The sequence below is a fragment of the Bacillus sp. FSL H8-0545 genome (assembly GCF_038006105.1).
In the GTDB taxonomy this organism is placed as follows: domain Bacteria; phylum Bacillota; class Bacilli; order Bacillales; family Bacillaceae_G; genus Bacillus_A; species Bacillus_A cereus_U.
In genome coordinates, this window is sequence record NZ_JBBOUO010000001.1 from 2,834,409 (window position 1) to 2,858,676 (window position 24,268).

Consider the following 24,268-nt stretch of genomic DNA (forward strand, 5'->3'; position numbering starts at 1 on the left):
TATAATCGTAGTCCATTAAATTATGTAGGAGCGGAATTAAAATGTTAATGAAACCAAAAAGATTACAGTCGGGAGATATTGTGGCAACAGTAAGCCCTTCGTGGGGAGGATCAGGTGATTCTGAGCTAAGATGGCGTTATGAGCAAGGAGTAAAAAGATTAGAAAAAGTTTTCGGTCTTAAGGTTGTCCCAATGCCAAATAGTTTAAAAGGTAGCGAATTCATTTATAACAACCCAGAGGCTCGTGCGAAAGATTTAATGACAGCATTTAAAGATACGCGCGTGAAAGCAATCATTGCGAATATTGGCGGAGAAGATAGCATCCGTTTACTTCCTTATATAGATTTTAATGTGATACGTGAAAACCCGAAAATTTTTATGGGGTACTCTGACGTTACCGTTTCACATTTATTTTGTCATAAAGCAGGAATTTCTTCTTTTTACGGTCCAGCAATTTTAACCGATTTTGCCGAAAATGTAGAGATGGATCCATATACAATTGAAATGGTGAATCGAACTCTCTTTTCAAATGAGAATATTGGCGAGATTCAACCAGCTCATGAATGGACGAGTGAGCGTTTAGAATGGATAGAGGCGAATAAGGATCAACGGCGTACGATGCAGCAAAACAATGGATATGAGCTACTTCAAGGCTCTACCACTGTACAAGGGCGTTTAATTGGTGGTTGTATTGAAGTACTGGAGTTTGCAAAAGGAACGGAGCTTTGGCCTGAGAAAAAGTATTGGGAAAATAGTATCCTTTTCTTTGAAACCTCTGAAGATCATCCAGAACCAAGTTATATAAAGTATTGGTTACGAAACTATGCTGCGCAAGGCATTCTGCAAAAAGCAAAAGGAATCATTTTTGGTAAACCGAAAGACGAAATGTATTATGAAGAATATAAACATGAAATACTGAAAGTTATGAGGGAATATAACTTAGAAGATTTGCCAGTTCTTTATAATTTAAATTTCGGGCATACTGAACCGAAGTTTATTTTACCTTACGGTGCGATGGCAGAAATTGATTGTGAAAATAGATCTTTCTCTATTTTAGAAAGTGGCGTGGAATAAAATAAGTGTGGGGTTTCCCCCCACACTTATTTCATTTCCTTTGCCTACTGATTAAAGAATAATCCCCGAAAAACTCCCCTTCATTACTTCCTTTTCAAGTTGATTCCTACATATAAACATCGCAATAATCTTTGTGCGATTTTTTTCATCTGGTTCAAATTGTTCAATGGTTACGTCACAACGAATCGTATCACCGCTAAAAACAGGACGTAAAAATTCAAAATCCATTTTGCGAGCTAGTACGTTATAATCACCACCCATTTTTGTAGGCAGCGTTGCTGTTAAAAGTCCTTGTACAACAAATCTCCCCTGCTCATCTGGTGTAACATGATGAACGCCCTCATCTTTAGATACTTCCGTAAATAACGCAACATCCTCTTTCGTAAAAGTTCGCTCAAAAGTGATTTTCTCCCCTACTTGCAATTCCATCCATACCCCTCCTCAAAAACACTTTTAAAATAAGAAAAACCGAAACTAAAAATCATTTCGGTTTTTCAAACTAAAGAAGTTTATTTTAACGAATGTACAAACAACCCACTACGAAGTTTCGGTTCAAACCATGTTGATTTCGGCGGCATTACTTCTCCAGCGTCTGCGATTGTTAATAAATCTTCCATTGATGTCGGATATAACGCGAACGCTGCTTTGTATTCACCGCTATTCACAAGACGTTCTAGTTCTTCTAATCCGCGGATTCCGCCGACGAAATCAATGCGTGAATCAGAGCGCGGATCATGTATTTCAAGCACCTGACTTACTAAATGATCTTGTAAAATAGATACATCTAAACGTCTAACAAGATCATTCGCATCAAATGTTTCCTCTTTCACTGTGAGCTTATACCACTTCTCGTTTATATACATGCCAAATGATTTTGGCTCATTTGGTTTATACGGTGAAACACCTGCTTCTTCCACATAAAAATATTGCGCAACTTGCTTTAAAAATTGCTCTACTGATAAGCCATTTAAATCTTTCACAACCCGGTTATAGTCCCAAATTGATAATTCATCATGAGGGAATAAAACAGATAGGAAGAAATTGAATTCCTCTTCTCCTGTGTAATTCGGATATTGCTCTCTTCGCATAACTCCTACTTTTGCAGCTGATGCAGAGCGGTGATGTCCATCTGCAATGTACAAGTTAGGGATATCTTCAAATGCATTTACTAAAGTCGTAATCACTTCTTCATCTGCAATCTTCCACGCAACATGCTCGACTCCGTCTTCTGCCGTAAATTTATAAATTGGCGCATGTTCTTCTTTCCAGCTTGCAATTAAACGTTTCACTTCTTCTTTTGTACGATAAGTTAAAAAGATAGGACCCGTATTTGCATCGCACACATCTACGTGACGAATGCGATCTAGTTCTTTTTCATGACGCGTTCTTTCATGTTTTTTAATTGTATCATCTTCATACTCGTCAATCGATGTACAAACGACAAGGCCTGACTGCGTTCTTCCTTGCATCGTCAGTTCATAAATATAAAGCGCTGGCTCTTCATCTTGAACGAACACTTCTTCTTGTATAAATTGCTTTAAATTTTCACCCGCTTTTTCATATACGCGATCATCATACGGTGAAAGTGCTGGATCTAAATCAATTTCTGCTTTATCAACATGTAAGAAAGAATATGGATTCCCTTTTACAACTTCTCTTGCCTCTTCACTATTTAATACATCGTAAGGTAAAGCTGCCACTTGCACAGCTTTTTCTTCTACTGGACGGATGGCCCGAAACGGTCGGATATTTGCCAAGTTCCTCTCTCCTTTACACAATCATTCGAACGGCTACAACACCTGTAATTTTGCTTATATTTTCCACAATATTCTCTTTAATTATATCATCAATACCATTATCAATATCAATCATTGTGTACGCCCAAGAATGTTTACTACGATTAATCATATCCGCAATATTAATATGATGTTCTGCTAAACATCCTGTAATTTGCCCTACCATGTTCGGAACGTTTTGATGCATAATCGTAATTCGTTTTTTTCCAATGTACGGAAGTTCTACGTTCGGATAGTTTACTGAATTACGAATATTTCCTGTCTCTAAATATTCACGTAATTGACGAGCTGCCATTACCGCACAATTTTCTTCAGACTCAGACGTAGATGCACCAAGGTGAGGCGTCGCTGTTACATTTTTCATCTTTATAACATTTTCATTCGGGAAATCTGTTACGTAATGTGTAATAATATCTTCTTCTAACGCTTTTTGAAGAGCTGTTTCATCTACAAGTTCTCCTCTTGAGAAATTGAATAGACGCATTCCTTTTTTCATCGTCTCTATAGCGTGTTCACCAACAATCCCCTTCGTTTGGTTCGTAAGAGGAATGTGTAATGTAATATAATCACAAGTTGCAAAAATTTCATCTAAACTAAATGCTCTTTGCACTTGCGTAGAAAGACGCCATGCTGTTTCAACAGATATATATGGGTCGTATCCGACAACGTCCATTCCTAAAGCTAACGCATCGTTCGCAACTAAAGCACCGATTGCACCAAGACCGATAACACCTAGACGTTTCCCTGCTATCTCTGATCCAACGAATTGCTTCTTCCCAGCTTCAACAAGCTGTGGTACTTCTTCTCCATCCAACTCTTTCGTCCAGCTCACTCCATTTATAATATTACGGGAAGACATAATAAGACTTGCGATAATAAGTTCCTTCACTGCATTCGCATTAGCCCCTGGCGTATTAAATACTACAATCCCTTTTTCCGTACAACGCTCAACAGGAATATTATTTACACCGGCACCAGCTCTTGCAATCGCCTTTAAATCTTCTGAAAATTCTTCTTGATGTAAAGAATAGCTGCGAAGTAAAATACCATCTGGATGACCTACTTTGTCTCCAATTTCATAGCGATTCCCATCAAAAATTTGCAAACCCTTTTCCGCAATTTGATTTAACGTCTGAACACGAAACATATCCCCATCTCCCTATCTATTCTCAAGCTCGAATTCCTTCATATAGTCTACTAATTCTTGTACACCTTGGGTTGGCATCGCATTGTAAATGCTAGCGCGCATACCGCCGACTGAACGATGTCCCTTTAGCGTAACGAAACCGCGTTCTTTCGCTTTTTGTAAAAACTGATTGTTAAGCTCTTCTGACGGTGTTGTAAACGGAATATTCATAAGTGATCGATACGTGGGATCAACTGGTGAAGTAAACAATTTAGATTCATCTAAAAAATTGTAAAGAAGTGAAGATTTCATTCTATTTTGTTCTTCAATCGCAGATACCCCGCCTTGTTCTTTCAACCACTCTAGTACAAGTTTCGTCACATAAATACTAAAGGATGGCGGTGTATTATATAGGGAGTTATTTTTACTGTAAGTTTCATAGTTTAGCATCGTAGGACAAGCACTACTTGCACTGCCAATTAAATCTCTTTTTATAATTACAATCGTTAAACCCGCTGGCCCTAAATTCTTTTGCGCACCCGCATATATGAGACCAAACTTCGTAACATCATATTGTTCTGATAAAATATTTGAGGACATATCCGCAACAAGCGGCACTCTTTCTACATGTGGAATATCCACATATTTTGTCCCCTCAATTGTATTATTTGTTGTAATATGTATATAATCTAGTTCTTCATCATTTGGTAAATCATCCATTTTAGGAATCGTAGTAAATTTCTCTTTTTCAGAAGAAGCAATCACTTGCACTTCCCCTACTTTTCCGGCTTCTTGCTGCGCCTTTTTAGACCATGAACCTGTCAGTACGTACCCAGCTTTTTTATACGTACTCATTAAATTTAACGGTATCATAGAAAATTGTAATGACGCACCGCCTTGTAAAAATAAAACTTCATAATCATCAGGAATGTTCATTAATTCACGAAGTAAGCTGCTGGCTTCATCAATAATACTTTGGAAATAAGAAGATCTATGGCTCATTTCCATAACAGACATGCCTGTCCCGTTATAATTTACAAGCTCCTTTTGCACTTTCTCTAAAACCGGCAAAGGGAGTATAGATGGTCCTGCTGAAAAATTATACACTCTCTCCATCACCCAGATAACCTCCCTATTTCTCATTTTTATTATTTTTTAAACTTTCTGAATTATAACCTATATACAATACACGGTCAATTTGTTTTCCGTTATTACGGCGTAAGACGCAATGGAATCGCTTGCATGTGCAAATATTTTTTTATATAAAGTGAGCAGAAAACATATCAACAAAACAACAGCCTAGATGCATAGTGCTCTCCTTTCAAATTTGATAGGTTCTTCTCTTATCTATTTTACTTTTTATACATTAGAAAAAGAGCGAATCTACATTCGCTCTTTTCCACATATTTATGGCCCAAAGCTTATCATCCAACCTAACATAAATCCAAATATAGAAAACAGCAGCATAAAAATAAATAAACTACATGCCCACAATGCATATTTTCGACTTTTGCTTTTTGTGATCATACCTATGACTGAGCACACCACTCCAATACCAACTATTTGCAGAAAACTTTTACCTATAAATGTTTCTTGAATAAGCAATATAATGTTCAAATACAATAACGCTAGAAAGGCAATAATTAATGAAATAGTCCCCATCCACGTTTCCTGTTTATACATATGATTCTTTCCTTTTTTTAAGAATGCCAATTCCATAACCTCGCTTCACCTACTTTCAATTTTCTAACTTTTTCGTGGCTCATCAATTTTTCAACTTCTACTTTAGGCCCAGTTACAACTGCCCCGTATGTTTTTATCCCATTTTTTTCAAGGAAAGAAATACGCTTTGACAACTCTAATACTTTCGCTCTAGATAGCTTCACTGCTAAATTTTCATGCTTCTGTAATGACTTTAACACATCAATAAATTGTTCCTCATGAGGTAAATCACTTACAAAAGCACCACTTGGACTTGAAATCATTTCTGCTGGAAAGCCAATCGGGGCTACATACATACCCTCTTCATTCGTTTGCTTCTCCTCTAATCCTGTATTAACGGCATACCACACAATATCAATAGTAGGAAACATATTCGTTACCTCTTGTACACTTAATAATTCTCTAAAAGATACAAATGCTTCTACAACAGATTCTTGCGGAAGACCCTTTAATACCTGCGCTTCTTCGCTACTATTATAGGACGCATTATAATTATTAGGATGAGACAACACCTCGTTATCTATATATGGGACTTCTGGAATTTTTTCATCTGTTGTATATTCACGGCTTACTTTCGTTGCTCTACTTAATACATAATCTGTTTTCTCTTCTCCTATTCGAATATCTTTCTTTCCTACCCTTTTATACAAATCAAAATGCAATTGCAAACTAAGCGGTAGCAATGTTTGCTCCATGTCCCTATCTTTCAAAAATACATTTGGTTCTGTTACACTTAACGTTTGATTTACTACATTCCGTATCTCCATTGCGTTTGTAGGTGCCACTGTATAATATAAGAGTGTAGATATATATAAAATAGGTTGAATAAGTAGTAAAAAAGTAAATACAATCAAAACATTCGTAATACGCGCTCTTTTTTTACCTATTTTCAACACTTGCTCCTGTTTTCCATCAGGAAGTGAAGCCGGTCTTTGATCAAGAGCTTCTTGTAACAATTCTTTATAATCATCTTGTTCAGAATGAGGTTTATCATTTGTCATTTTGACTCTTTTCCTCCTTTAACAATTCTTTTAATCTCTTTCTCCCACGAAATATGTGACTTTTATACGTGTTTAACTTTAAATCTAATACAGAAGCACCCTCTTCGTACGTTAATTGATGTACGTCATATAATAAAATAGCTTGTGCCTCTACCAGTGGTAAAGAGTGAATAATCTGAATTAACTTTTCGTAACTATTTTTTGCGACTACATACTCTTCTGTAGATTCACCTGCTTGTATTGTCTCTAATTCCTCCGTTCCTACAAAAGCTACTTTTTTCTCTTTCCTAACAAAATCAATAAACGTATGATATGCCACATTAAAAAGCCATGATTTTACCTTTTGGTTTTCATAGTCTTCTAGATAAAGATACGCCCGATAAAAAGTCTCCTGCATCAAGTCCTCCGCTACGTGATGGCTACGAGAAAGGGAAAATAAATACCGGTACACATCGTTTATATAAACCTTATATATTTCTTCAATTTCCATCCCCCTCCTCCTTTCATATATAACACGAATAAGCGCGTTAAAAAGTTGCATTATTTTTCCTTTTTATATTTTTTATTTATTAAAAAAGAAATAACATTTATAGATTTCAATAACTATTTACAATTATAAACAAAATATGAGATGTTATAACTGTAAATTCCTAAAAAAACTCCACATGTAGTATGTACGGAGATTATCTCATGGGTTATTTACAAATTATAGGTGGGGAATATTTGACGCTTATTTCATAAACATACAAAAAAGTGTTAAGTACATAATCGTACTTAACACTCTAGTAATAAAGTATAATAGCTACTTACTCGTAAAGAACCGATCAAAAATTTGATAAATAGCTGAAAGACCAAAGAGCCAATAAATAGTATCCACAAGCGCCGGCATAGAACCAAACCATTTCTCAACTACATTATAATCTAACGCTACAAACAACCAATTCAAACCGCCAAGAATCACCAAAATTACTGTAAGGTATGACAAAAATTTCATTATGATTGCCCCCTAGGTGATAAGATGGTGAAAGGCCTTTCACTAAAATATATGTAATGGATTCTAAAACTTACCTATTTTATAAAATTTATTTTCGATACCATCCATTAATAACTGCCTCTGCTTCTTTACTATGTATTTGATATGAATGATTACTATCATTAGAGCCAATAAACCAAATTGAAAAACCTTTAAAATACGGCTTCGGTTCTAATACATCTCGGTAAGCACGCCACCCGTTAAGTTGTACATCTTTTGAAAACACATTCGTAATATCTGGGTTCCACGGATTTTGCAGTCCAAGTTCACGTGCTGGTACATTAAATCCACCAAAATATACTGGCTTTCCTGTTGCTTTATGTAATGTCTCAAGTTGCTGAACGACATTTTGGCCACGATTATATACTGTCGTCGCAAATAAACTTTGTTTTACTTCTTCGTATGATGGATTTCTTTTTCCTGAAACTTCAAACCAACTATCAATACTTACGATGTCGACCTTTTTTAAATACGGGCGATTTATTTTCTCGTTAAATTTCGCCTCAAAAGAAGGATCCCAACTTGCAGTTAACCACCAGTTCATTTGATACAAAACATTTCCTTTATACTGCTGGCGAACAAAATCGATTGTATCATTCCAATATCCTTCTGCATATTCCATATTCACGAAATTAGAAGCGATTTTCAGCCCATAAATATTGTACTTACTTGTAATGGAATTAAAAATATCTTGTAAAACAACCGTTTTCCAATTCCAGAAGAAATCGTTAATATTACTCGGGTTCCATTCCGTCTCTCCAATATTTCCTTGCTGAATAAATGGGAATGGCTCCAGTATAACTTGAATATTACGCTTTAATAATTCTTGAATTAAAATAATAGCTTGTTTCTTTTGTGCCTGATTAATTACCATGTTAGCAGAATTCACATTCGGAATATCAACTTGAATCGGTACATTCACCGTATTTAAATTCAAGCGCTCTACATCAGCTAACACTTTCGCTACATTTCCTACTTCCCATACCGTTACGTTTCCTGATTTTATTTTTCCAGATTGAACAGTATTTACATCTGCCTGTATATTTCCTTGGAAACAAAAAGAAAACAACATGATACACACTCCTAAAATACTTACTAAACTCTTACTTTTCTTCACAAGTTTCCCCCTATAATTTTTGACATACTTGCTTATTCTATACAACGTTTCACATATATTCCATAAAAAAAAGAGTGGAATTTTCATCCATAAAAATGCTATTCATCCTTTATTCATACCTTATTCATACTAACCTCCTAAAAATAGTAAGGTAAATAAAAAAGGAGCGTATTTCCGCTCCTTTTTTATCTTTTCACGATTGAAGTTATTGAATTTTTTCTGATAATCTAACCACATCTATCTTTTCGCATAAATAAATTTTTATACTCATAAATGTATCAAAAAATTTTTATCTATATTCGCTTTTTGTTTGTATTACTTTTACATTTACTTCATTCGTATTACTTTCATATCTTTGAATATTCATGATTACACCTCCATTATATTTGTATATAACATCCGCCTAATTATGATATTTGGTAAAATTCACTATTCGAGACGTAATTATTGCAGTAATCAAGATAATAAGAGCAGTTATCAAGCCAGATTCTCCAATCCAAATCTCAGTTTGATATCCTGTACTTGCACGTGCGAAAGGTCCTTGAATAATGGCATTCCAAGTAGTATGGATGATAACCGAAGGCCAAACGCTACCTGTGATAAGTCGTAAATAAGCTGTAATATAACTGAATGGCACAATACAAAAATAGATGCCAAGTACTGAAAGAAGGACAGATGTTCCCTCTACATATAGACCAGCAATAACAATTGGAACATGCCACGTTGCCCAAATCAATCCACTAATAAGGATGGGCCGTGAAAACTCTGCATCGACTAGCCTTGTGAGCATATAACCTCGCCAACCCATTTCTTCTCCCAAAACTGGGATTAAGTTAAGCAAACTTCCTAAAATGCCGCTCAATACTACTAGATAAATGAAACTGAATGGTGCCGTTAGATACTGAAGCCCAAGTATATTGTAGATTGGTTCTAACATACCACCTTCGGGATGCTGAAACCCCGCAATTCCGCTCAACCAGGCGATAGAATAAGTAATTCCACAAATAATCATAGGTATTAGCAGAGCAAAACCAATCCCCTTCCATATCTTTAAGTTACCGAGACTAAAAGATACATCTTTAAACCCTTCTTTCAGTATTATGCGAGTCAAAATAGAAGAAAATGCTGGGGTAAACATATATACCACAATAAGCGGCATACTTTTAGTAATTATTACTACTACATTTAGGATAATAGAAGTAATGATTAAGATACTCAGAAAGAGTTGAAGTCCTATTTTAGCACGTTGGATTTTATCTTTATTGTGGAACGATTTTGCGTGTAATATCATTGTAATCCGCCCTTCCCCTTTAATTCACTTGTTTATCGAATTTACTTCTTGTCATTTCCACAGACACAACTTAGAATAAAAATATTTTGGCATACAGATTAATTCATCTTTAAAATCCCTCCCAAATTTATAATCTAGTCTTACTTGCGACTCATCAATGTAATTATTATTTATAAGTTGTCATAGCCGATAGTACAAAAGTGTAATGATTAGTCTATGACCTGTGTCAATTAACCTTATGACAATATGTAACTAGAAAATATGATATGGGATAGATAACAATTGAATTAAGGCAATTGATTCGTGCAAGTGCATGAATCAATCTCGCTTTTAAAAATAATTCAATTGAGGTGGAAAAAAATGAATAAGAAAAGAATAATTGCAATGGTTAGTACAGCTTTATTAGTCACAGGATGTGGAGAAGTAGGAAAGGCTCAAACAGTAGCAGTCGAAAATTCAGGCCAATCTATCCAAAAAAATATAGTTAAATCAATACAATCACAGGCTAACCCATTAAAAACGATAGAGCCGTCAAAACCATTTGAGGATTTAAAACCACTTAAGAAAATGATTGGGAGTGCACAATATGTAGGATTAGGAGAAAATACTCATGGAAGCTCTGAAATTTTCACTATGAAGTTTCGACTTGTGAAATATTTGGTTACTGAGATGGGTTTTACAAATTTCACAATGGAAGAAGATTGGGGAAACGGCTTAAAGCTAAATGAATATATCCAAACAGGAAAAGGAAACCCTAGGGAATTTTTAAACTTGTTATATCCTACTGATGAAATTATAGCCATGATTGAGTGGATGAAAGATTATAATGCTGATCCATCCAATAAAAAAAAGATCCAATTTATTGGGCTCGACTTAAAGGAATTGGACCAAGGTTGCTTTAATAAAGTAATTGATTATGTAAGGCTGCATCGACCAGATTTGCTGGTAGAAGTAGAAGAAAATTATAAAGAATTGTCGGCTTTTAATGGAAGTACACAGGAATATATGGACCTTGCTCCTGAAATAAAAGAAAAGTTCAAAGCAAACGCTGAGAGAGTAGCTCGATTACTAAAAGATGAGAATAAGCAAGCCAACACAGAAATAGTTTCACCCGAGTACATCTGGGCGAAAGCAACGGCAAGTGCAATAGAGAAATTTACCACAATGCTAATTCCTAACGACTATCCAAGTATGTTAAAGCTACATGAGCAATACTTGGCCGATCATGCAATGTGGGCACAAGAGGCATTGGGTGGTAAAACTATGGTATGGGGACACAATATTCATATAGCTAAAGAAATTATCGATGAGGAATTATACCCTTATGCTGCGGGGCAGTTTTTGAAGGAACGTTTAGACAATAATTATGTCACAATTGGTAGTACAACTACGGAGGGGAATTTTACCTTATACAGCGAATATGATCCTTCCACCGGAGGTAAGATTACAACGGGTACGATTCCACAAGATGTAAATAGTTTCAATTATACCCTCGGAAAAGTACCATATAAAATGTTTTTATTGGATAACCGTCACCTTAAAGGACAAGCAGAGAAATGGGTTAAAGCAAAAAGGCCATTACTAAGTATAGGGGGACAACTCCTCCCGGACGGTTCTTTATACTTTGATACTTCATTGCTTGAGCAATTTGATATTATTTTTCACATTCGAAAAACAAGTCCATCTCATATTAAATAAAAGTACAAAACAATCCCGTTCTTGTATCTGCAAGAACGGGATTGTTTTATGGAGATTAATATAAGCATCTTTTTTAACCAGAAGTAGGTTACTCTCCCCTTTTTAGCATCATTTAGAGATGTCATATGACACTTTTACACTAGTGAGAATGACAAAAAAAGCAATATAATTCGTTTATTACATAGATAGGAGCGATGAGCTTTATGAAATCAAGATTCATCCAGAATGGTTATTTTTTATTACTAACTTTCATTACAGGTTTGTTTTATTTTTGTTTTTATCTAATAGCTCTGCTATTCAGTTTCACCCTTTCATTTACGGTAGTTGGGATTCCATTAGTTATACGCGTACTACAAACTACCACACCCTTTATCCAATTCGAGCGCATACAAACGAAAATTTATACTGATATTTCGACAGAATCTTACGATAGAAGTGTAACAACGGATACATCGGACTGGGCGCAAGTAAAATTAGGACTTACGGATCGCCACACCTGGTCTGCTGTCTTTTGGTTAATGCAGAAATTTGTGATTGGCATTTTCAGTCTCATTAGTGCAATCATTTTTTATGTAATGCCACTTATGTTCCTGTTAGCACCACTATTGTATCGATACATCGATATGAATATTATTTTCATACAGATAGATACTTTTCCCAAGTCACTCCTTGTAATGTCTATCGGTATAGTGTTTACCGCCATAAGTATTAAAATAGTAGATGGTTTAACGAAAAAATTTGGAGGTTATACACGCAGTATGATTCAGCAACTAAATCGATAGAAGTTTGTAGTCTACGAATAGTAGGCAGTTTAAACTTAAAAATATAACAATGTAAGAAGGATTATTCTATAATATAGGAAATGAGAAAGAAGGCTACTTAGGGGGTAAATAAATTGTTTGATATGGTTAAATATTGGTTTTGGTATGATTGGATTATGTTAGGAATCCGTCTACTTGTTAGTGTGTCTACCCTCCTAGCAACATTAAATTTCCAGGATGGTTTAACATTACCACTTTGGATTATTATTATTTGGGAAATTATTGCCTTCTCTATTCCATGGGTAGCCTTACTATTCAATTATAAATATTACTTATTCACAGAAATATTGCTATATGGTGGACTATGTATATTCTTAACCTCTTTATTTCCAGAAGCTTACAATATCTTTCTTATATCGGTATTTCTTATCGCAGCAAATAGTAAGCATTTGTCCTATTATTGGACAGCTCCAACAACAGTTTTTATAACAACTGGAATTTTCTATGCGGTTGCGCAAAGTAATAGCTATTGGGTTATGGTCACCTATTATGGATTCGCTTATGTAATGGGATTCGCCTTTCATTTATTAATCGTCAATCATAAGCAAAATGAAGCAATTCGTAAACAAAACGCAGTACTTGAGCAATATATGTCTCAGATTGAACGCATAACACTGGCAGAGGAACGAAACAGACTGTCGGGTGAGCTTCATGATACAGTTGGTCACGCTTATACTTCTATTATTATGGGGATGGAAACGTTGCGCACCGAACTTGCTACTGAAATGGGTATACAGAGGCTAGATTCTCTGCTTGAAATGGGACGTAAAAGCATCGAGGACGTGAGAGGTTACCTACATCAAATGGAGTCTCCGTGTCAATCGCCCTCCTTAATTCAATCTCTACAAAATCTTGGAGCCGAATTTCAGGAGCACGCTCAGGTTACTGTAAGTTTTCGGGCATACGGAGAGGAATATCAATTGTCTCGGCAAGCGAAGATAGCGTTATCTCTTACAAATGCAGTACGTCATGGTCAGGGGACTGAAATTATAGTTTCATTGCAGTTTGAACAACAATATACGAGGTTAGAAGTTCAAGATAACGGAAAAGGAAATGTAGAATGGCAGGAAGGCTTCGGTATGAATGCGATGAAAGAACGGGCAATGAATTTGCAAGGTCAATTGTCTGTATATACAAAGCCAGAGGAAGGAATGCTTGTTACATGTACCATACCGCGACAAACTGAAATAAAAGATGGACTTATTCGTTTGTTAATTGTAGACGACCAGCCATTTGTTCGGGAAAGTTTGAGGACACTACTCGATAGATATGAAGATTTAAATGTAGTCGGTTTGGCTGAGGATGGCAATCAAGCCATCGATTTGTGTGGGCGCCTTCAACCCCACGTTATACTTATGGATTTAGATATGCAGCACATGGATGGAGTCGAAGCAACCAAAAAGATTAAGCAACAATGGCCACATATCCGCGTATTGATTTTTACAACTTTTCAGGATACCGAACAGGCGTTGGAATCACTTCGCAACGGTGCGGATGGTTTTTTACTCAAATCTATTGAAACATTGGAGCTAGCTAATACGATCCGACTTATTCACAAAGGTGGGACACTGATTGATCAGGGAATGTCTCACAAAATATTTGAGAAGTTTGATGAGCAAATCGAGACACCACAATCAAAAGCAACTGCTTATGAGCTAACAGCTAGAGAGATAGAAATATTGCAGCTAGTAGCAAAAGGACTTCGATACACTACCATAGCATCAAGGTTATATTTATCGAATGGTACGGTCAGAAACTATGCTTCCACAGCTTATACAAAGTTAGGAGTCCGTAACAAAGAAGAAGCTGTTCAAAAGGCTCTAGAAATTGGAATTATTGAATAACAAAATGTTATGCGGTGTATAAAAATGAGCAACAAAGAAAAAGAACGCTTTGTGTGGTTTCTTTTGTAACAGAGTAAATAAGGCCCGTTATCGTATAAGTAAATGTTAAAACACTTACTGTTTTGTCATAATAAAATCATTGAATCTTATTCTCTAAAATACAAAAGCCTACTATCAATTTAACTGATAGTAGGCTTTTAAAATGATTTAAGAACTGGGTTATGTTCTAATTTAACAGTTTTCATCAGTGGAAATATTATCACTTCGGCTGTAAAGTTAACACTTTCCCCTCTATTCCCTCCATATTAAGTGTAGTCGTATGATACTCACCATTCACCCAATCATCTATTTGATCATGATACCAATCGCTTCTAAAATGTCCTGACTGTCCCGGCCCCACTATATGATAACCGTTTGACATATCTTTCGTATCAATGACAAATCTCCATGAAGCACCGTGATTTACAATACCGTTATCTCCGTAATTCGCTGCTTGAACCGTAACTTGACTTCCTCCAATTGGAACTGGTTTCTCACGATTAAATGCGAGTAGTGCTAATATACTAGATGATCTCGAAATTGGATGTGTAAAAGCAAGTTGATGGTAATCGCCCCACTTCCATTCTCCAACATCGGATCCATACTCCTTCTGCAATTTCTTCATTACATTTGCATACGACGTATGTACAACTTCCGTGAAGCCACCATACTTTGAAAACCAAGTGCTATTTTCACCATTTACTTGTTTACGAATTAATTCATCGACAACTTGTTGCTTACCTTCAAATAACTCCATCACATCTTTCGGAATTTCTTTTGAAAATACTGTATTAGAAATCTCTTTCATTACTAAATGAAAAATTAATGGTGCTGCTTCATCCTTACTATCGTAAAAATTCCACTTCGATAATTCTTTTACTCCTTCTTTCTCTACTTCTGATAAATTTGTTTTATTTAACTCATTCAAAAATATAGGAACAAACTCTTTCCCATATAAATTTTTTTGATCCATCTGTAACTCTTCTAAATCTTTTACCGTATACTTATCCTTCTCTTGCAAAAACTCTTGAATACGCATTTGTCTGTACGGCTGCGCCCACGTATTACTAATATGGTATGGATAAGCGTCATCAACAATTTTATTATTCGCAGTTGAAATGAACCCTTGTTTTGGATTTATTACTTTCGGAAGCTGATCAAACGGAATATACCCTTCCCATTCATATTCATCTGTCCATCCAGGTACAGGCAAACTACCATCGCCTTTTTTACGCACTGGTATATTTCCGTTCGCTTTATAAGCAATGGTTCCGTCGTTTGATGCAAACAAAAAGTTTTGAGTCGGTGTGTGAAAATCTTGAAGAGCTGTTTCAAACTCATTCCAGTTTTTTGCTTTATTCATATTTAATACTGCCCTTAATTCAGCTGAAGGCTCTAAAGCAGTCCACTTTAAAGCGAATACTGTTTTCGTTTTCTCCTTACCCTTATCCGCAAATTCTGAAATTACTGGACCGTGCCTCGTAATTGTAACTTTATAAGGGATTGTTTTTCCGCCCTTTACCTTAATAGATTCGTCAACAACAGCAGCCTTTTCCCACTTATCGTTATACAAAAATTCATTTTCATTATTAGGATTGCGCTTTTCAATGTATAAATCTTGTACATCTGGTCCTGTATTCGTAACGCCCCATGCAATTTCCTTATTGTGCCCTAGCATAACACCAGGTACGCCTGCGAAAATAACTCCACTCACATTTATATCTTTCATTTCTAATTCAGTTTGATACCATATAGACGGCGTTGCGAGAGATAAATGAGGATCATCCGCTAAAATCGGCTTACCAGATGCACTCTTCTCACCGCTCACAACCCAGTTATTACTCCCATTAAACTCTGGTGGAATGATCGTCTTTGAAAAACTTTGTGCTACATTTACATTTGTATTTTTCAGTTCAGCTAGTAATCTAGGTGCATCTTTCGGATAAGCCGGAAATAGTTCAGCTGCTTGCTTTTCCGGAAGATTTTTCAACGCCCAATATCGAAATGCTTGTCCATGCCAATGTCCTCCTAAATCAAACGCCATATACTTTCCGATCGTTAAAGAATCAACCATTGACCATTCAGTAGGTTCATAACCTAATAAAGTAAACTCAACCGGCAATTTCTTTTCCTCTTTTGCCTCACATATAAAAGCGTTCACTCCATCAGCAAATGACTGTAAAGCATATTTCGCTTCCCCATCATATTGACTAACAGATGCTTCTGCCGCTCGCCGTAAACCGAGCGTTCGAAACAACTTATCTCTATCAACAGCTGCTTCCCCTACAACTTCACTTAACATACCAGAAGCTTGCCTTCTACTTAAATCCATTTGAAACAAACGATCTTGCGCTTGTACATACCCTTGCGAAAAATATAAATCATGTGCATTTCCCGCTTTAATATGCGGTACTCCTTTACTATCCCGCTTCACCGTAACAGCGTGTTGTAAATCCTCTAGCTTTATCGTTCCATCTATCTTTGGCATAGAACTAAGCGTATATATGTTCAAAAAAATCATAACGCAAATAAACAAAAAAAGAACGATACTACTAGACCAAATGAAAATTCTTTTTCCCCTATTTCGTTTCTTTTTTATAACGACTTCCATACAATCCCTCCTCTCTCAATCTATTCGCTTCTATTGTAAAAGAACCTTTTAGAAAAGAAGAAATCATTACTTGCTCATGCTATGGATCATACAAACTGAACACTTCTCTCTTACGCACTATTTCCTTTCCTTTACTGAATCTTACTCGTCCTTTCTTACACCAATTCCTCAAAATCCCATTTACATAAGCAAGTGTTCCCTTATTATTTTCAAACGCGATTTTAAGCGCCTCTAATACTGTCTCTCCTGAAACTTTTTGTATCCACTCCTTCAATTCCTTCACGATATATGGAGATAGACTACTTATATTTTGTTCGTAAAACTTATAAACTTTACTATGCGAAGTAGCCTCTTCTACCGTTTCTACCTCTTTCATATCTTCTTTCTCTTCAATAACTGCTTGTGAACCCTCTTCTTTCGGCATACCAAAATACTGTAGTAATAATGGAATCTTGTATTCTTCTTCAAGACATTTACGTAAAAACATATGTATGAACTCGTTACTTTTCACAGTCTTTAACTCACGTAACACACACTTCTCTACATTCGTATTTAAAATAGGGTTATAATGTAGCCAATTTATTATGAATAACTCTTTCGTTTCCGCATCATATAAAATCTTCCCGTATTCCACAAACCGGTTCAATAACTTCTCAACAGTCTCCATACTGTAACCAGTTTCAAGCTCTGCCAAACGCTTTGGCAATATGTAAATACCACATTGCTTCGTTTTCGTACCAGTTAACAAATATATATAAAAATAACGCTCTTCTGGCGTTAAATCTAATATGAATTCATCTTGCCAAAAGTTCACCTGCACATTACGGTACACCGCCATCAGTTTCCCTCCACTCTTTGCTAGCAAATAGGAAAATTCCAATCCTTCAATATAAATATAGGAATGAGGTAACGGTTTTGGCATTCGAATTTCAATTTTTTTTACTACTACTACACCGGTTTTATTTTTTCGCGCTTTTTTGTTCTTGTAGTTGTTTTTGTTTTTGTTTTTGTTTTTTCTTAGTGATTTATTACTTGGTAGGTGCTTATAAGGGGCTTTGAAGGGGGTTATATAGTGTTTGCATTCCCCTCTTATCTGATGTCTAATTACAAAGGTCTCCAACAATCTTCATACATTGCAGACAGCCATTATGATTCACCTGCTCATATTTACCCGAAAACAAAAAGCACTTGTTGCCTTCGTAGACAATTCAGTGCTTTAAGGTTGAAAGTTTATAAATAAAAGTGTCTATAATCGACATAGTTGATTGAAATACAATTCTGTTACATTTATTTTAGTAACGATAATATGATACATACCGAATTATCTATAACTGAACGTTCTGGACGAGATTTCATTAACACTGTTAATCCAATTAATGAAGTGACTAGCGTTTGTGCTAATGCTTTAGCATTCACATCACTTTGCAGTTCTCCAGACTGAATACCTTTGGCGATTAATTCTTGAAATATAACTGAAAGATACATTTGATGTTCTCTAGTCAACACTTCAAATTTTTCATTATGAGGGGCAATCTCAACCATTGTGTTAATACAAAAACAGCCTTTATTTGATTCTCTTTTATATTCCTCTTCCACCATATTTTCAAAAAACATACGAATTGATTCTTTGACAGATTGTTCTTTTTGAAGTTTTGTTCGAATGCTAGCTGCGTGTAAATTCGTGTATCTCCGTAATGCAGCTTCAAACAGCCCTTCTTTATCACCAAATGCCGCATATAAACTCGGTCTTTGTATTTCTATTTTAGCAGTTAGATCACTTAATGAAGTAGCAGCGTATCCTTTCTCCCAAAAAAGTTGCATAGCAGCATCCAAAGCTTTTTCTTCATCAAATTCGCGTAGTCGAGCCATTTAACCCCTCCTCTTTCTTCATCTGTTTTCTAAATTACAAATCACGATTTTATGTACTAATCAGTATATTATATATCGTATAAAATTATAAATGATATGTCAAAAGAAACTGAAATTACTTTACAATTCACTTGACATAGTAACTTCTCCCTGTTTATATTTTACTTACGAAATAATATACCGTTCGGTACGTTATTTTTCAAAAAACAAAAGGAGATGCTATTATGGATGCTAAAGAAAAAATGACAACTACTCTTACTCAGAATCATGATCAGTTCCAATTACCTACCAATACAATCATGCCTCGCTATATAACTCTATTATTTTCAATAGCTTGCGGGATGGCTGTGGCGAATATATACTTCGCTCATCCTCTACTTGATTCTTTATCAAATGAGTTTAAGATCAACCATTCAACTATTGGTGTCGTTATTACGATTACTCAAGTTTGTTATGCACTCGGATTACTTTTATTAGTTCCACTTGGTGATTTATTAAACCAAAAAAGACTTATTATTGTTCAAATGCTTTTATCCGTTTTCGCTTTAATTGTGGTCGGAGTCGCTCCTTCAAGTACCGTACTTTTTATAGGTATGGCCTTCGTCGGAATTCTTGCGACTGTTACGCAGACACTCGTCGCATACGCATCCATTTTAGCTAACCCAAAAGACCGTGGGCGAATAGTAGGTTTCGTCACGAGTGGTGTCGTAATAGGAATTCTACTTGCACGTACATTTGCCGGAACATTAACAGATCTAGCGGGATGGCGTTCCGTTTATCTTACCTCTGCTGTACTTATGCTCTTCGTAATTGGTTTGTTATATCGTAATTTACCTAATCTTGAACATAAAAAAACGGCTATGACCTATCGTAAACTATTACGTTCTGTTCTCTTATTATTTGTAGAAGAAAGGATCTTACGTATTCGCGGAATATTAGCATTGCTTATTTTTACTTCCTTCAGTATTTTATGGACTTCATTAGTTTTACCTCTAAGTGCTGCACCATATAATCTATCACATACAGCTATCGGAGCATTTGGTCTTGCTGGAGTTGCTGGTGCATTAGCTGCCACTAAGGCCGGACAACTCGCTGATCGCGGATTCGGAGAAAGAACTACTGGCATAGCCTTATCCTTATTATTACTTTCATGGCTCCTAATTAAATTAATGAACCATTCTCTATTCCTACTAGTTATCGGCGTTATCCTTTTAGATTTAGCTGTGCAAGCTGTACATGTCACGAACCAAAGTATACTTTTCACAGTGCGTCCTGAAGCGCGAAGTCGGCTCACTGCTAGTTATATGATTTTTTATTCTATCGGCAGTGCTACAGGTGCAATTCTTTCCACAAACATTTATGCAAGCTACGGATGGAACGGAGTTTGTATATTAGGTGCATCTGTTAGTGCTTGTGCTCTTTTATTCTGGGCAATGACCTTACGACGATCATCACAACTAAAAGAAGAATAATTCATTTGTGTATTTTTTAATACGTGTTTTTCTACAAGGCTATAAAGTGAAACTTTGATCAGTGGGGGTTTTGCTCATCCCCCCACTGATTATTAACCTACACCAATCGGGCGTTTACGGGCAGCCCGACTCCCACAAATAGCGGGATAAAATATCATTTACTTTTTAACATAAATCAACGGCATTTTTAATATAAAAATGCCGTTGATTCCAAATTTTATGTATGCGATTCGCCATTTCATGATAATAGATCATATACTAGCGAAATATATCTATTACAAATTACCTTTAACTTGTCCAACAATCTCATTTATCGTATTTCGATCAAACTTATCACTAATTTCGTATGGCTTACGATCTCCTACTAATTGTACCCCTACGATGTCTTTGCGGTCCTTACCATATTGCACTTCAATAATAGATCCGCGCTCTATTTGTTTCCAAATGTAACCAGCTTCATCTTTATTATCTAAAATAATACAGTCCTCAATATTTTCATCAATCCCAATTAACTTGTTATCATCCATATACCCAACCTCGTATTGTAGACGTTCTTTCGCTTTTCCACTTACTAATATACCTTTGCTACCATATGAGTAATCCGTATAATCCTTTTTCTCCGCTTGTACCGCTTTCGGCTCTTTTGCTTCAGTTTTTTCAGCAGTTCCACACCCCGCAATAAGACCGATTGGCATCACCGCCGTTACTACTACTCTAGTAAATTTCTTTATCATTTGTAACCAACCTCACATACTTATTTGTATTAAATGATAACTCATTAAATAAATGTAAGTTATTTCCATCCTAATCTTGAACTTTATATGCTAACTGATTGTTTGGGATTATATTTTCCACTCCATTTTCTAAACGTTTATTAAGGTGTAAATAGATTAAGAAAGCTTCCTTACCTTACTTGTGACCTTCTCACAACTATAGATAGCTTGTAGCAGTTACAAAATCAAAGCCTTCAAAATAACTAACTGAATTGTCATACTGAAAATTATAAATTAAAACAATAGAATTATAGGATTTATTTAATTTAACTCCTTCCTTAATTCGAGAAAATATTTTATCATCATATGAACATCCTGCTAATAACACAGAAATATCATCACTCGCTTCTTCTAACACTTTCTTTTCAATAAAATCCTCATCTACATCAATCATATCAATATTAAAATCAACAAAAAACCTTGCTGGTATAGAGTCTCCTTCTTCATCATACGTAACATCCATGTATGTATCTAACTGATCTTGCGTTTTCATATTACCTAACCAAATTGAAACCATTCCATGTACTTCCATCAATGGCGTCCTCCATTATTAAAATATTATACTTTCTCATTCAAATTACGCTTTAAATAATCGGCAATTTTCATTTCTCCTCTTTCAACAGCAAATGTATAAGCATCCATATCTTTCATATTATTACCGGAGTATTTTATCGTGATATCTATACCATTCATAACTAGCAATTTAACAATTTCAAAATGACTACTATATATTGCAGCAAACAGAGGACTTCTATCCGATTCACTTGTATCCATTTCAACATGATGTTTAATGAGATACTCTGCAATATGTAAATATCCTTTTGTAGCCGCTCTTTCAAGGACATTTGTAGAAAAAGTACCACCCTTTGCATGAATATCTATCCCTGAATTGACTAAGTACTCTATTATTTCTAAATGTCCATGAGCTGTCGCTACATGTAACCACGTACCAAATGGCGTCACATATTCCAACATCTTCGGCTCTCTCTCAAGTAAATCTCTTAACGTGTTTAATTGACCACTCTTTATAGACTCTCTAATTCTTTTCGCAATTTGAATCTTATCCATTGTATTTCTCCTTTAATTCTTATCTTGCAGAACTAATTTTATAACTTATCGACTACTTTAAAACTCATGATTCCTATCACTCACTTTTTCTATATTATACCATTCTCTCAATTAGCTCTGTCTTCATTTACAATAAAATGCAATTCATTTTATTCAAAAATCAGACCGCATGTCGAGAAACTATAGAAAGTAAACATGCCTCTTGAATACAATTAGTATTAAATTTGAGAAGTATGGAAGACTTGATACAAAATACAAACTAGATAATTACAATTAAAAGGGTCTTTATATTAAGGAAGGAAGTGCACAGCTATGGATTTTAAAACAGTGATGCATGAGCTTGAATCCCTCGGTAAGGAAAGAACGAAAAAAATATACATATCTAACGGTGCACATGAGCCAGTTTTTGGAGTAACTACGGGCGCTATGAAACCAATCGCTAAGAAAATAAAATTAAATCAATAGTTAGCTGAGGAACTTTATTCCACAGGTAACTACGATGCAATGTACTTTGCAGGCATTATTGCAGATCCAAAAGCTATGAATGAATCTGATTTTAATCGTTGGATGGATGGGGCGTATTTTTATATGCTATCCGACTATGTTGTAGCAGTAACTTTATCAGAATCAAATATCGCACAAGACGTTGCCGATAAATGGATTGCAAGTGGGGACGAGCTTAGAATGTCTGCAGGCTGGAGTTGCTACTGCTGGCTTTTAGGGAATCACAAAGACAATGAATTTTCCGAAAGCAAAATTTCCGATATGCTTGAACTGTTGAAAAATACAATTCATGATTCGCCATAACGAGCAAAATCCTCTATGAATAATTTTCTAAACACTGTGGCAATTTCATATGTGCCACTACACGAAAAGGCAGTCGAGACTGCAAAAGAAGTTGGTATAGTTGAAGTAAAACGTGACAACAAAAAAGTAGTTTGCTAAATGCTCACGAAAGTATTCAGAAAGAACTTGATAGAGGAAGACTTGGTTTCAAACGTAAATATGTAAGATGTTAAAAGTATAAAGGTGTCAATCTAAGCAAGATTGACACCCTTTTTGTAGATATTAAAAGTTACGGGGCGGGGAACCAATCATTCATTTCCCACTGTACATCTTATCCGTTAGAAACTTCTTCTTTCAATTTATATACCCTATCTCTTTTCTCATCATTTTTGATAAAAGTAAGCTTCCCTTCCGTAACAAAACCCTCTAATATTAAGCATACTTGTCCATATGCTTTCGGCTTATTCGTAGTGAATCTTTCATCGGGTATTTTACCAGATCGTATTAATCGTTCGCATAGCTCAAGTGCACTTATTTCTTCAGAATCAATTAATTCCAAAATATCTTTTTGTAATGGCGATAAAGGAGCTGGTATCTTAGATACCTCAGCTACCTCCACCTTTTCTTTTTCTTCTTCAAATAAATCTTCAAATGAAATTTGATTCATTACATCTTTTCCTTTCTGACAATGGATTTGTATAACATGAACTGAATCCTATATGTACTAGAACTTTTAAATTTAGTTATTGTCATGTAGTCCTTACCTTATTACATGAATTTCATACATTATGTACAGCGTTTCAAGTAGTATGTTTCGATTATACCAAATATACGTTCTGTTATCTATTGTAAAATTCGTTATAGCAGGACTGAAAGCAATAGTGAACATCATCTGATTTGTTAGTTGCACAAAACATGTAACAAATCTATACTCATCTTTTAGTTTGTCAGCCACTTCTATAAAAGTAAGACTAGAGCCACCTAACCCATGTAAACAAAAGATAACCGGATTTTTCTTATTATCCCATTCTGTGATGTGTACTTTCTTATTTCGATTATTAACACAATTTGTAAGATGCTAACAAATAAACAACACTACCAATCGCAGTGTTTGGGCTACCTCCACAT

The 24,268-nt window shown here is 35.5% G+C and carries 22 protein-coding genes and 3 pseudogenes; 6 read left to right on the forward strand and 19 right to left on the reverse strand.

The window, feature by feature from the left end; genetic code table 11:
* Positions 1 to 41 precede the first annotated feature (41 nt).
* Entirely contained in the window at positions 42 to 1,073 is a 1,032-nt protein-coding gene (locus tag MHI07_RS14810) for a S66 family peptidase (RefSeq protein WP_340824728.1), read from the forward strand.
* A 51-nt stretch (positions 1,074 to 1,124) separates the two neighbouring features.
* On the opposite strand, the gene MHI07_RS14815 is transcribed toward MHI07_RS14810, so the two are convergent.
* The 10 genes from MHI07_RS14815 to MHI07_RS14860 all read right to left on the reverse strand — a co-directional run bounded on the left by MHI07_RS14815 (position 1,125) and on the right by MHI07_RS14860 (position 10,159).
* Entirely contained in the window at positions 1,125 to 1,502 is a 378-nt protein-coding gene (locus MHI07_RS14815) for an enoyl-CoA hydratase (protein ID WP_078174928.1), read from the reverse strand.
* An 80-nt stretch (positions 1,503 to 1,582) separates the two neighbouring features.
* Positions 1,583 to 2,830, reverse strand: a complete 1,248-nt coding sequence (locus MHI07_RS14820; RefSeq protein WP_340824732.1) for a DUF1015 domain-containing protein — start codon at positions 2,828 to 2,830, stop codon at positions 1,583 to 1,585.
* A 13-nt stretch (positions 2,831 to 2,843) separates the two neighbouring features.
* Entirely contained in the window at positions 2,844 to 4,016 is a 1,173-nt protein-coding gene (locus tag MHI07_RS14825) for a 3-phosphoglycerate dehydrogenase family protein (protein ID WP_016105381.1), read from the reverse strand.
* Positions 4,017 to 4,028: 12 nt separating this feature from the next.
* Positions 4,029 to 5,111, reverse strand: a complete 1,083-nt coding sequence (serC, locus tag MHI07_RS14830; RefSeq protein ID WP_002110718.1) for a 3-phosphoserine/phosphohydroxythreonine transaminase — start codon at positions 5,109 to 5,111, stop codon at positions 4,029 to 4,031.
* A gap of 291 nt (positions 5,112 to 5,402) precedes the next feature.
* A complete protein-coding gene (locus tag MHI07_RS14835) occupies positions 5,403 to 5,714 on the reverse strand; it encodes a hypothetical protein (protein ID WP_002110719.1) in 312 nt (103 codons plus the stop codon).
* Positions 5,696 to 6,718: an anti-sigma factor gene (locus MHI07_RS14840; protein WP_002110720.1), complete on the reverse strand. Its 1,023-nt coding sequence runs from the start codon at positions 6,716 to 6,718 to the stop codon at positions 5,696 to 5,698. The genes MHI07_RS14835 and MHI07_RS14840 overlap by 19 nt, the downstream gene beginning before the upstream one ends.
* Positions 6,708 to 7,208, reverse strand: a complete 501-nt coding sequence (locus MHI07_RS14845; RefSeq protein WP_340824735.1) for a sigma-70 family RNA polymerase sigma factor — start codon at positions 7,206 to 7,208, stop codon at positions 6,708 to 6,710. The genes MHI07_RS14840 and MHI07_RS14845 overlap by 11 nt, the downstream gene beginning before the upstream one ends.
* A gap of 312 nt (positions 7,209 to 7,520) precedes the next feature.
* Positions 7,521 to 7,712, reverse strand: coding sequence for a DUF378 domain-containing protein (locus MHI07_RS14850; RefSeq protein WP_002084566.1), 192 nt, complete (start codon positions 7,710 to 7,712; stop codon positions 7,521 to 7,523).
* A gap of 88 nt (positions 7,713 to 7,800) precedes the next feature.
* Complete coding sequence (locus MHI07_RS14855; protein ID WP_340824737.1) at positions 7,801 to 8,868, reverse strand: glycoside hydrolase family 113; 1,068 nt, start codon at positions 8,866 to 8,868, stop codon at positions 7,801 to 7,803.
* Between the two features lie 403 nt (positions 8,869 to 9,271).
* Positions 9,272 to 10,159 carry a CPBP family intramembrane glutamic endopeptidase gene (locus MHI07_RS14860; protein WP_070128741.1) on the reverse strand — a complete coding sequence of 296 codons (888 nt, stop codon included), beginning with the start codon at positions 10,157 to 10,159 and terminating at the stop codon, positions 9,272 to 9,274.
* Between the two features lie 360 nt (positions 10,160 to 10,519).
* On the opposite strand from MHI07_RS14860, the gene MHI07_RS14865 reads away from it, so the two are divergent.
* The 3 genes from MHI07_RS14865 to MHI07_RS14875 all read left to right on the forward strand — a co-directional run bounded on the left by MHI07_RS14865 (position 10,520) and on the right by MHI07_RS14875 (position 14,522).
* The gene (locus tag MHI07_RS14865; protein WP_215579027.1) at positions 10,520 to 11,857 is read left to right on the forward strand and encodes an erythromycin esterase family protein; all 1,338 of its coding nucleotides are present in this window, start codon (positions 10,520 to 10,522) and stop codon (positions 11,855 to 11,857) included.
* A 203-nt stretch (positions 11,858 to 12,060) separates the two neighbouring features.
* Positions 12,061 to 12,639: a sensor domain-containing protein gene (locus MHI07_RS14870; RefSeq protein WP_002084562.1), complete on the forward strand. Its 579-nt coding sequence runs from the start codon at positions 12,061 to 12,063 to the stop codon at positions 12,637 to 12,639.
* A 113-nt stretch (positions 12,640 to 12,752) separates the two neighbouring features.
* Positions 12,753 to 14,522, forward strand: a complete 1,770-nt coding sequence (locus MHI07_RS14875; protein ID WP_340824747.1) for a hybrid sensor histidine kinase/response regulator transcription factor — start codon at positions 12,753 to 12,755, stop codon at positions 14,520 to 14,522.
* A gap of 259 nt (positions 14,523 to 14,781) precedes the next feature.
* On the opposite strand, the gene MHI07_RS14880 is transcribed toward MHI07_RS14875, so the two are convergent.
* From MHI07_RS14880 to MHI07_RS14890, 3 genes are all read right to left on the reverse strand, one after another.
* Positions 14,782 to 17,172 (reverse strand): penicillin acylase family protein, encoded by a 2,391-nt coding sequence (locus MHI07_RS14880; protein WP_340824749.1) that lies wholly within the window; start codon positions 17,170 to 17,172, stop codon positions 14,782 to 14,784.
* 79 nt (positions 17,173 to 17,251) lie between these two features.
* The gene (locus MHI07_RS14885; protein WP_340824752.1) at positions 17,252 to 18,094 is read right to left on the reverse strand and encodes a DnaD domain-containing protein; all 843 of its coding nucleotides are present in this window, start codon (positions 18,092 to 18,094) and stop codon (positions 17,252 to 17,254) included.
* A gap of 365 nt (positions 18,095 to 18,459) precedes the next feature.
* Positions 18,460 to 19,041 (reverse strand): TetR/AcrR family transcriptional regulator, encoded by a 582-nt coding sequence (locus MHI07_RS14890; protein ID WP_340824755.1) that lies wholly within the window; start codon positions 19,039 to 19,041, stop codon positions 18,460 to 18,462.
* A gap of 224 nt (positions 19,042 to 19,265) precedes the next feature.
* On the opposite strand from MHI07_RS14890, the gene MHI07_RS14895 reads away from it, so the two are divergent.
* The gene (locus MHI07_RS14895; protein ID WP_340824758.1) at positions 19,266 to 20,513 is read left to right on the forward strand and encodes an MFS transporter; all 1,248 of its coding nucleotides are present in this window, start codon (positions 19,266 to 19,268) and stop codon (positions 20,511 to 20,513) included.
* A gap of 275 nt (positions 20,514 to 20,788) precedes the next feature.
* On the opposite strand, the gene MHI07_RS14900 is transcribed toward MHI07_RS14895, so the two are convergent.
* From MHI07_RS14900 to MHI07_RS14915, 4 genes and pseudogenes are all read right to left on the reverse strand, one after another.
* A complete protein-coding gene (locus MHI07_RS14900) occupies positions 20,789 to 21,247 on the reverse strand; it encodes a hypothetical protein (protein ID WP_078181543.1) in 459 nt (152 codons plus the stop codon).
* A pseudogene (locus tag MHI07_RS14905) lies at positions 21,228 to 21,419 on the reverse strand (hypothetical protein); the annotation flags it as partial. The gene MHI07_RS14900 and the pseudogene MHI07_RS14905, both read right to left, overlap by 20 nt.
* Before the next feature lie 24 nt (positions 21,420 to 21,443).
* On the reverse strand, positions 21,444 to 21,818 hold the full coding sequence (locus MHI07_RS14910) for an immunity 22 family protein (protein ID WP_340824761.1): 375 nt from the start codon (positions 21,816 to 21,818) through the stop codon (positions 21,444 to 21,446).
* Between the two features lie 26 nt (positions 21,819 to 21,844).
* Positions 21,845 to 22,354, reverse strand: coding sequence for an ankyrin repeat domain-containing protein (locus MHI07_RS14915; RefSeq protein WP_340824764.1), 510 nt, complete (start codon positions 22,352 to 22,354; stop codon positions 21,845 to 21,847).
* A gap of 312 nt (positions 22,355 to 22,666) precedes the next feature.
* Here MHI07_RS14915 and MHI07_RS14925 point away from each other — a divergent pair.
* A pseudogene (locus tag MHI07_RS14925) lies at positions 22,667 to 23,373 on the forward strand (DNA alkylation repair protein).
* Positions 23,374 to 23,471: 98 nt separating this feature from the next.
* On the opposite strand, the gene MHI07_RS14930 reads toward MHI07_RS14925, so the two are convergent.
* Both MHI07_RS14930 and MHI07_RS14935 read right to left on the reverse strand, forming a co-directional pair.
* Complete coding sequence (locus tag MHI07_RS14930; RefSeq protein WP_002161149.1) at positions 23,472 to 23,807, reverse strand: DUF3895 domain-containing protein; 336 nt, start codon at positions 23,805 to 23,807, stop codon at positions 23,472 to 23,474.
* A gap of 249 nt (positions 23,808 to 24,056) precedes the next feature.
* Positions 24,057 to 24,176 (reverse strand): annotated as a pseudogene (locus MHI07_RS14935) (alpha/beta fold hydrolase); the annotation flags it as partial.
* Positions 24,177 to 24,268 lie beyond the last annotated feature (92 nt).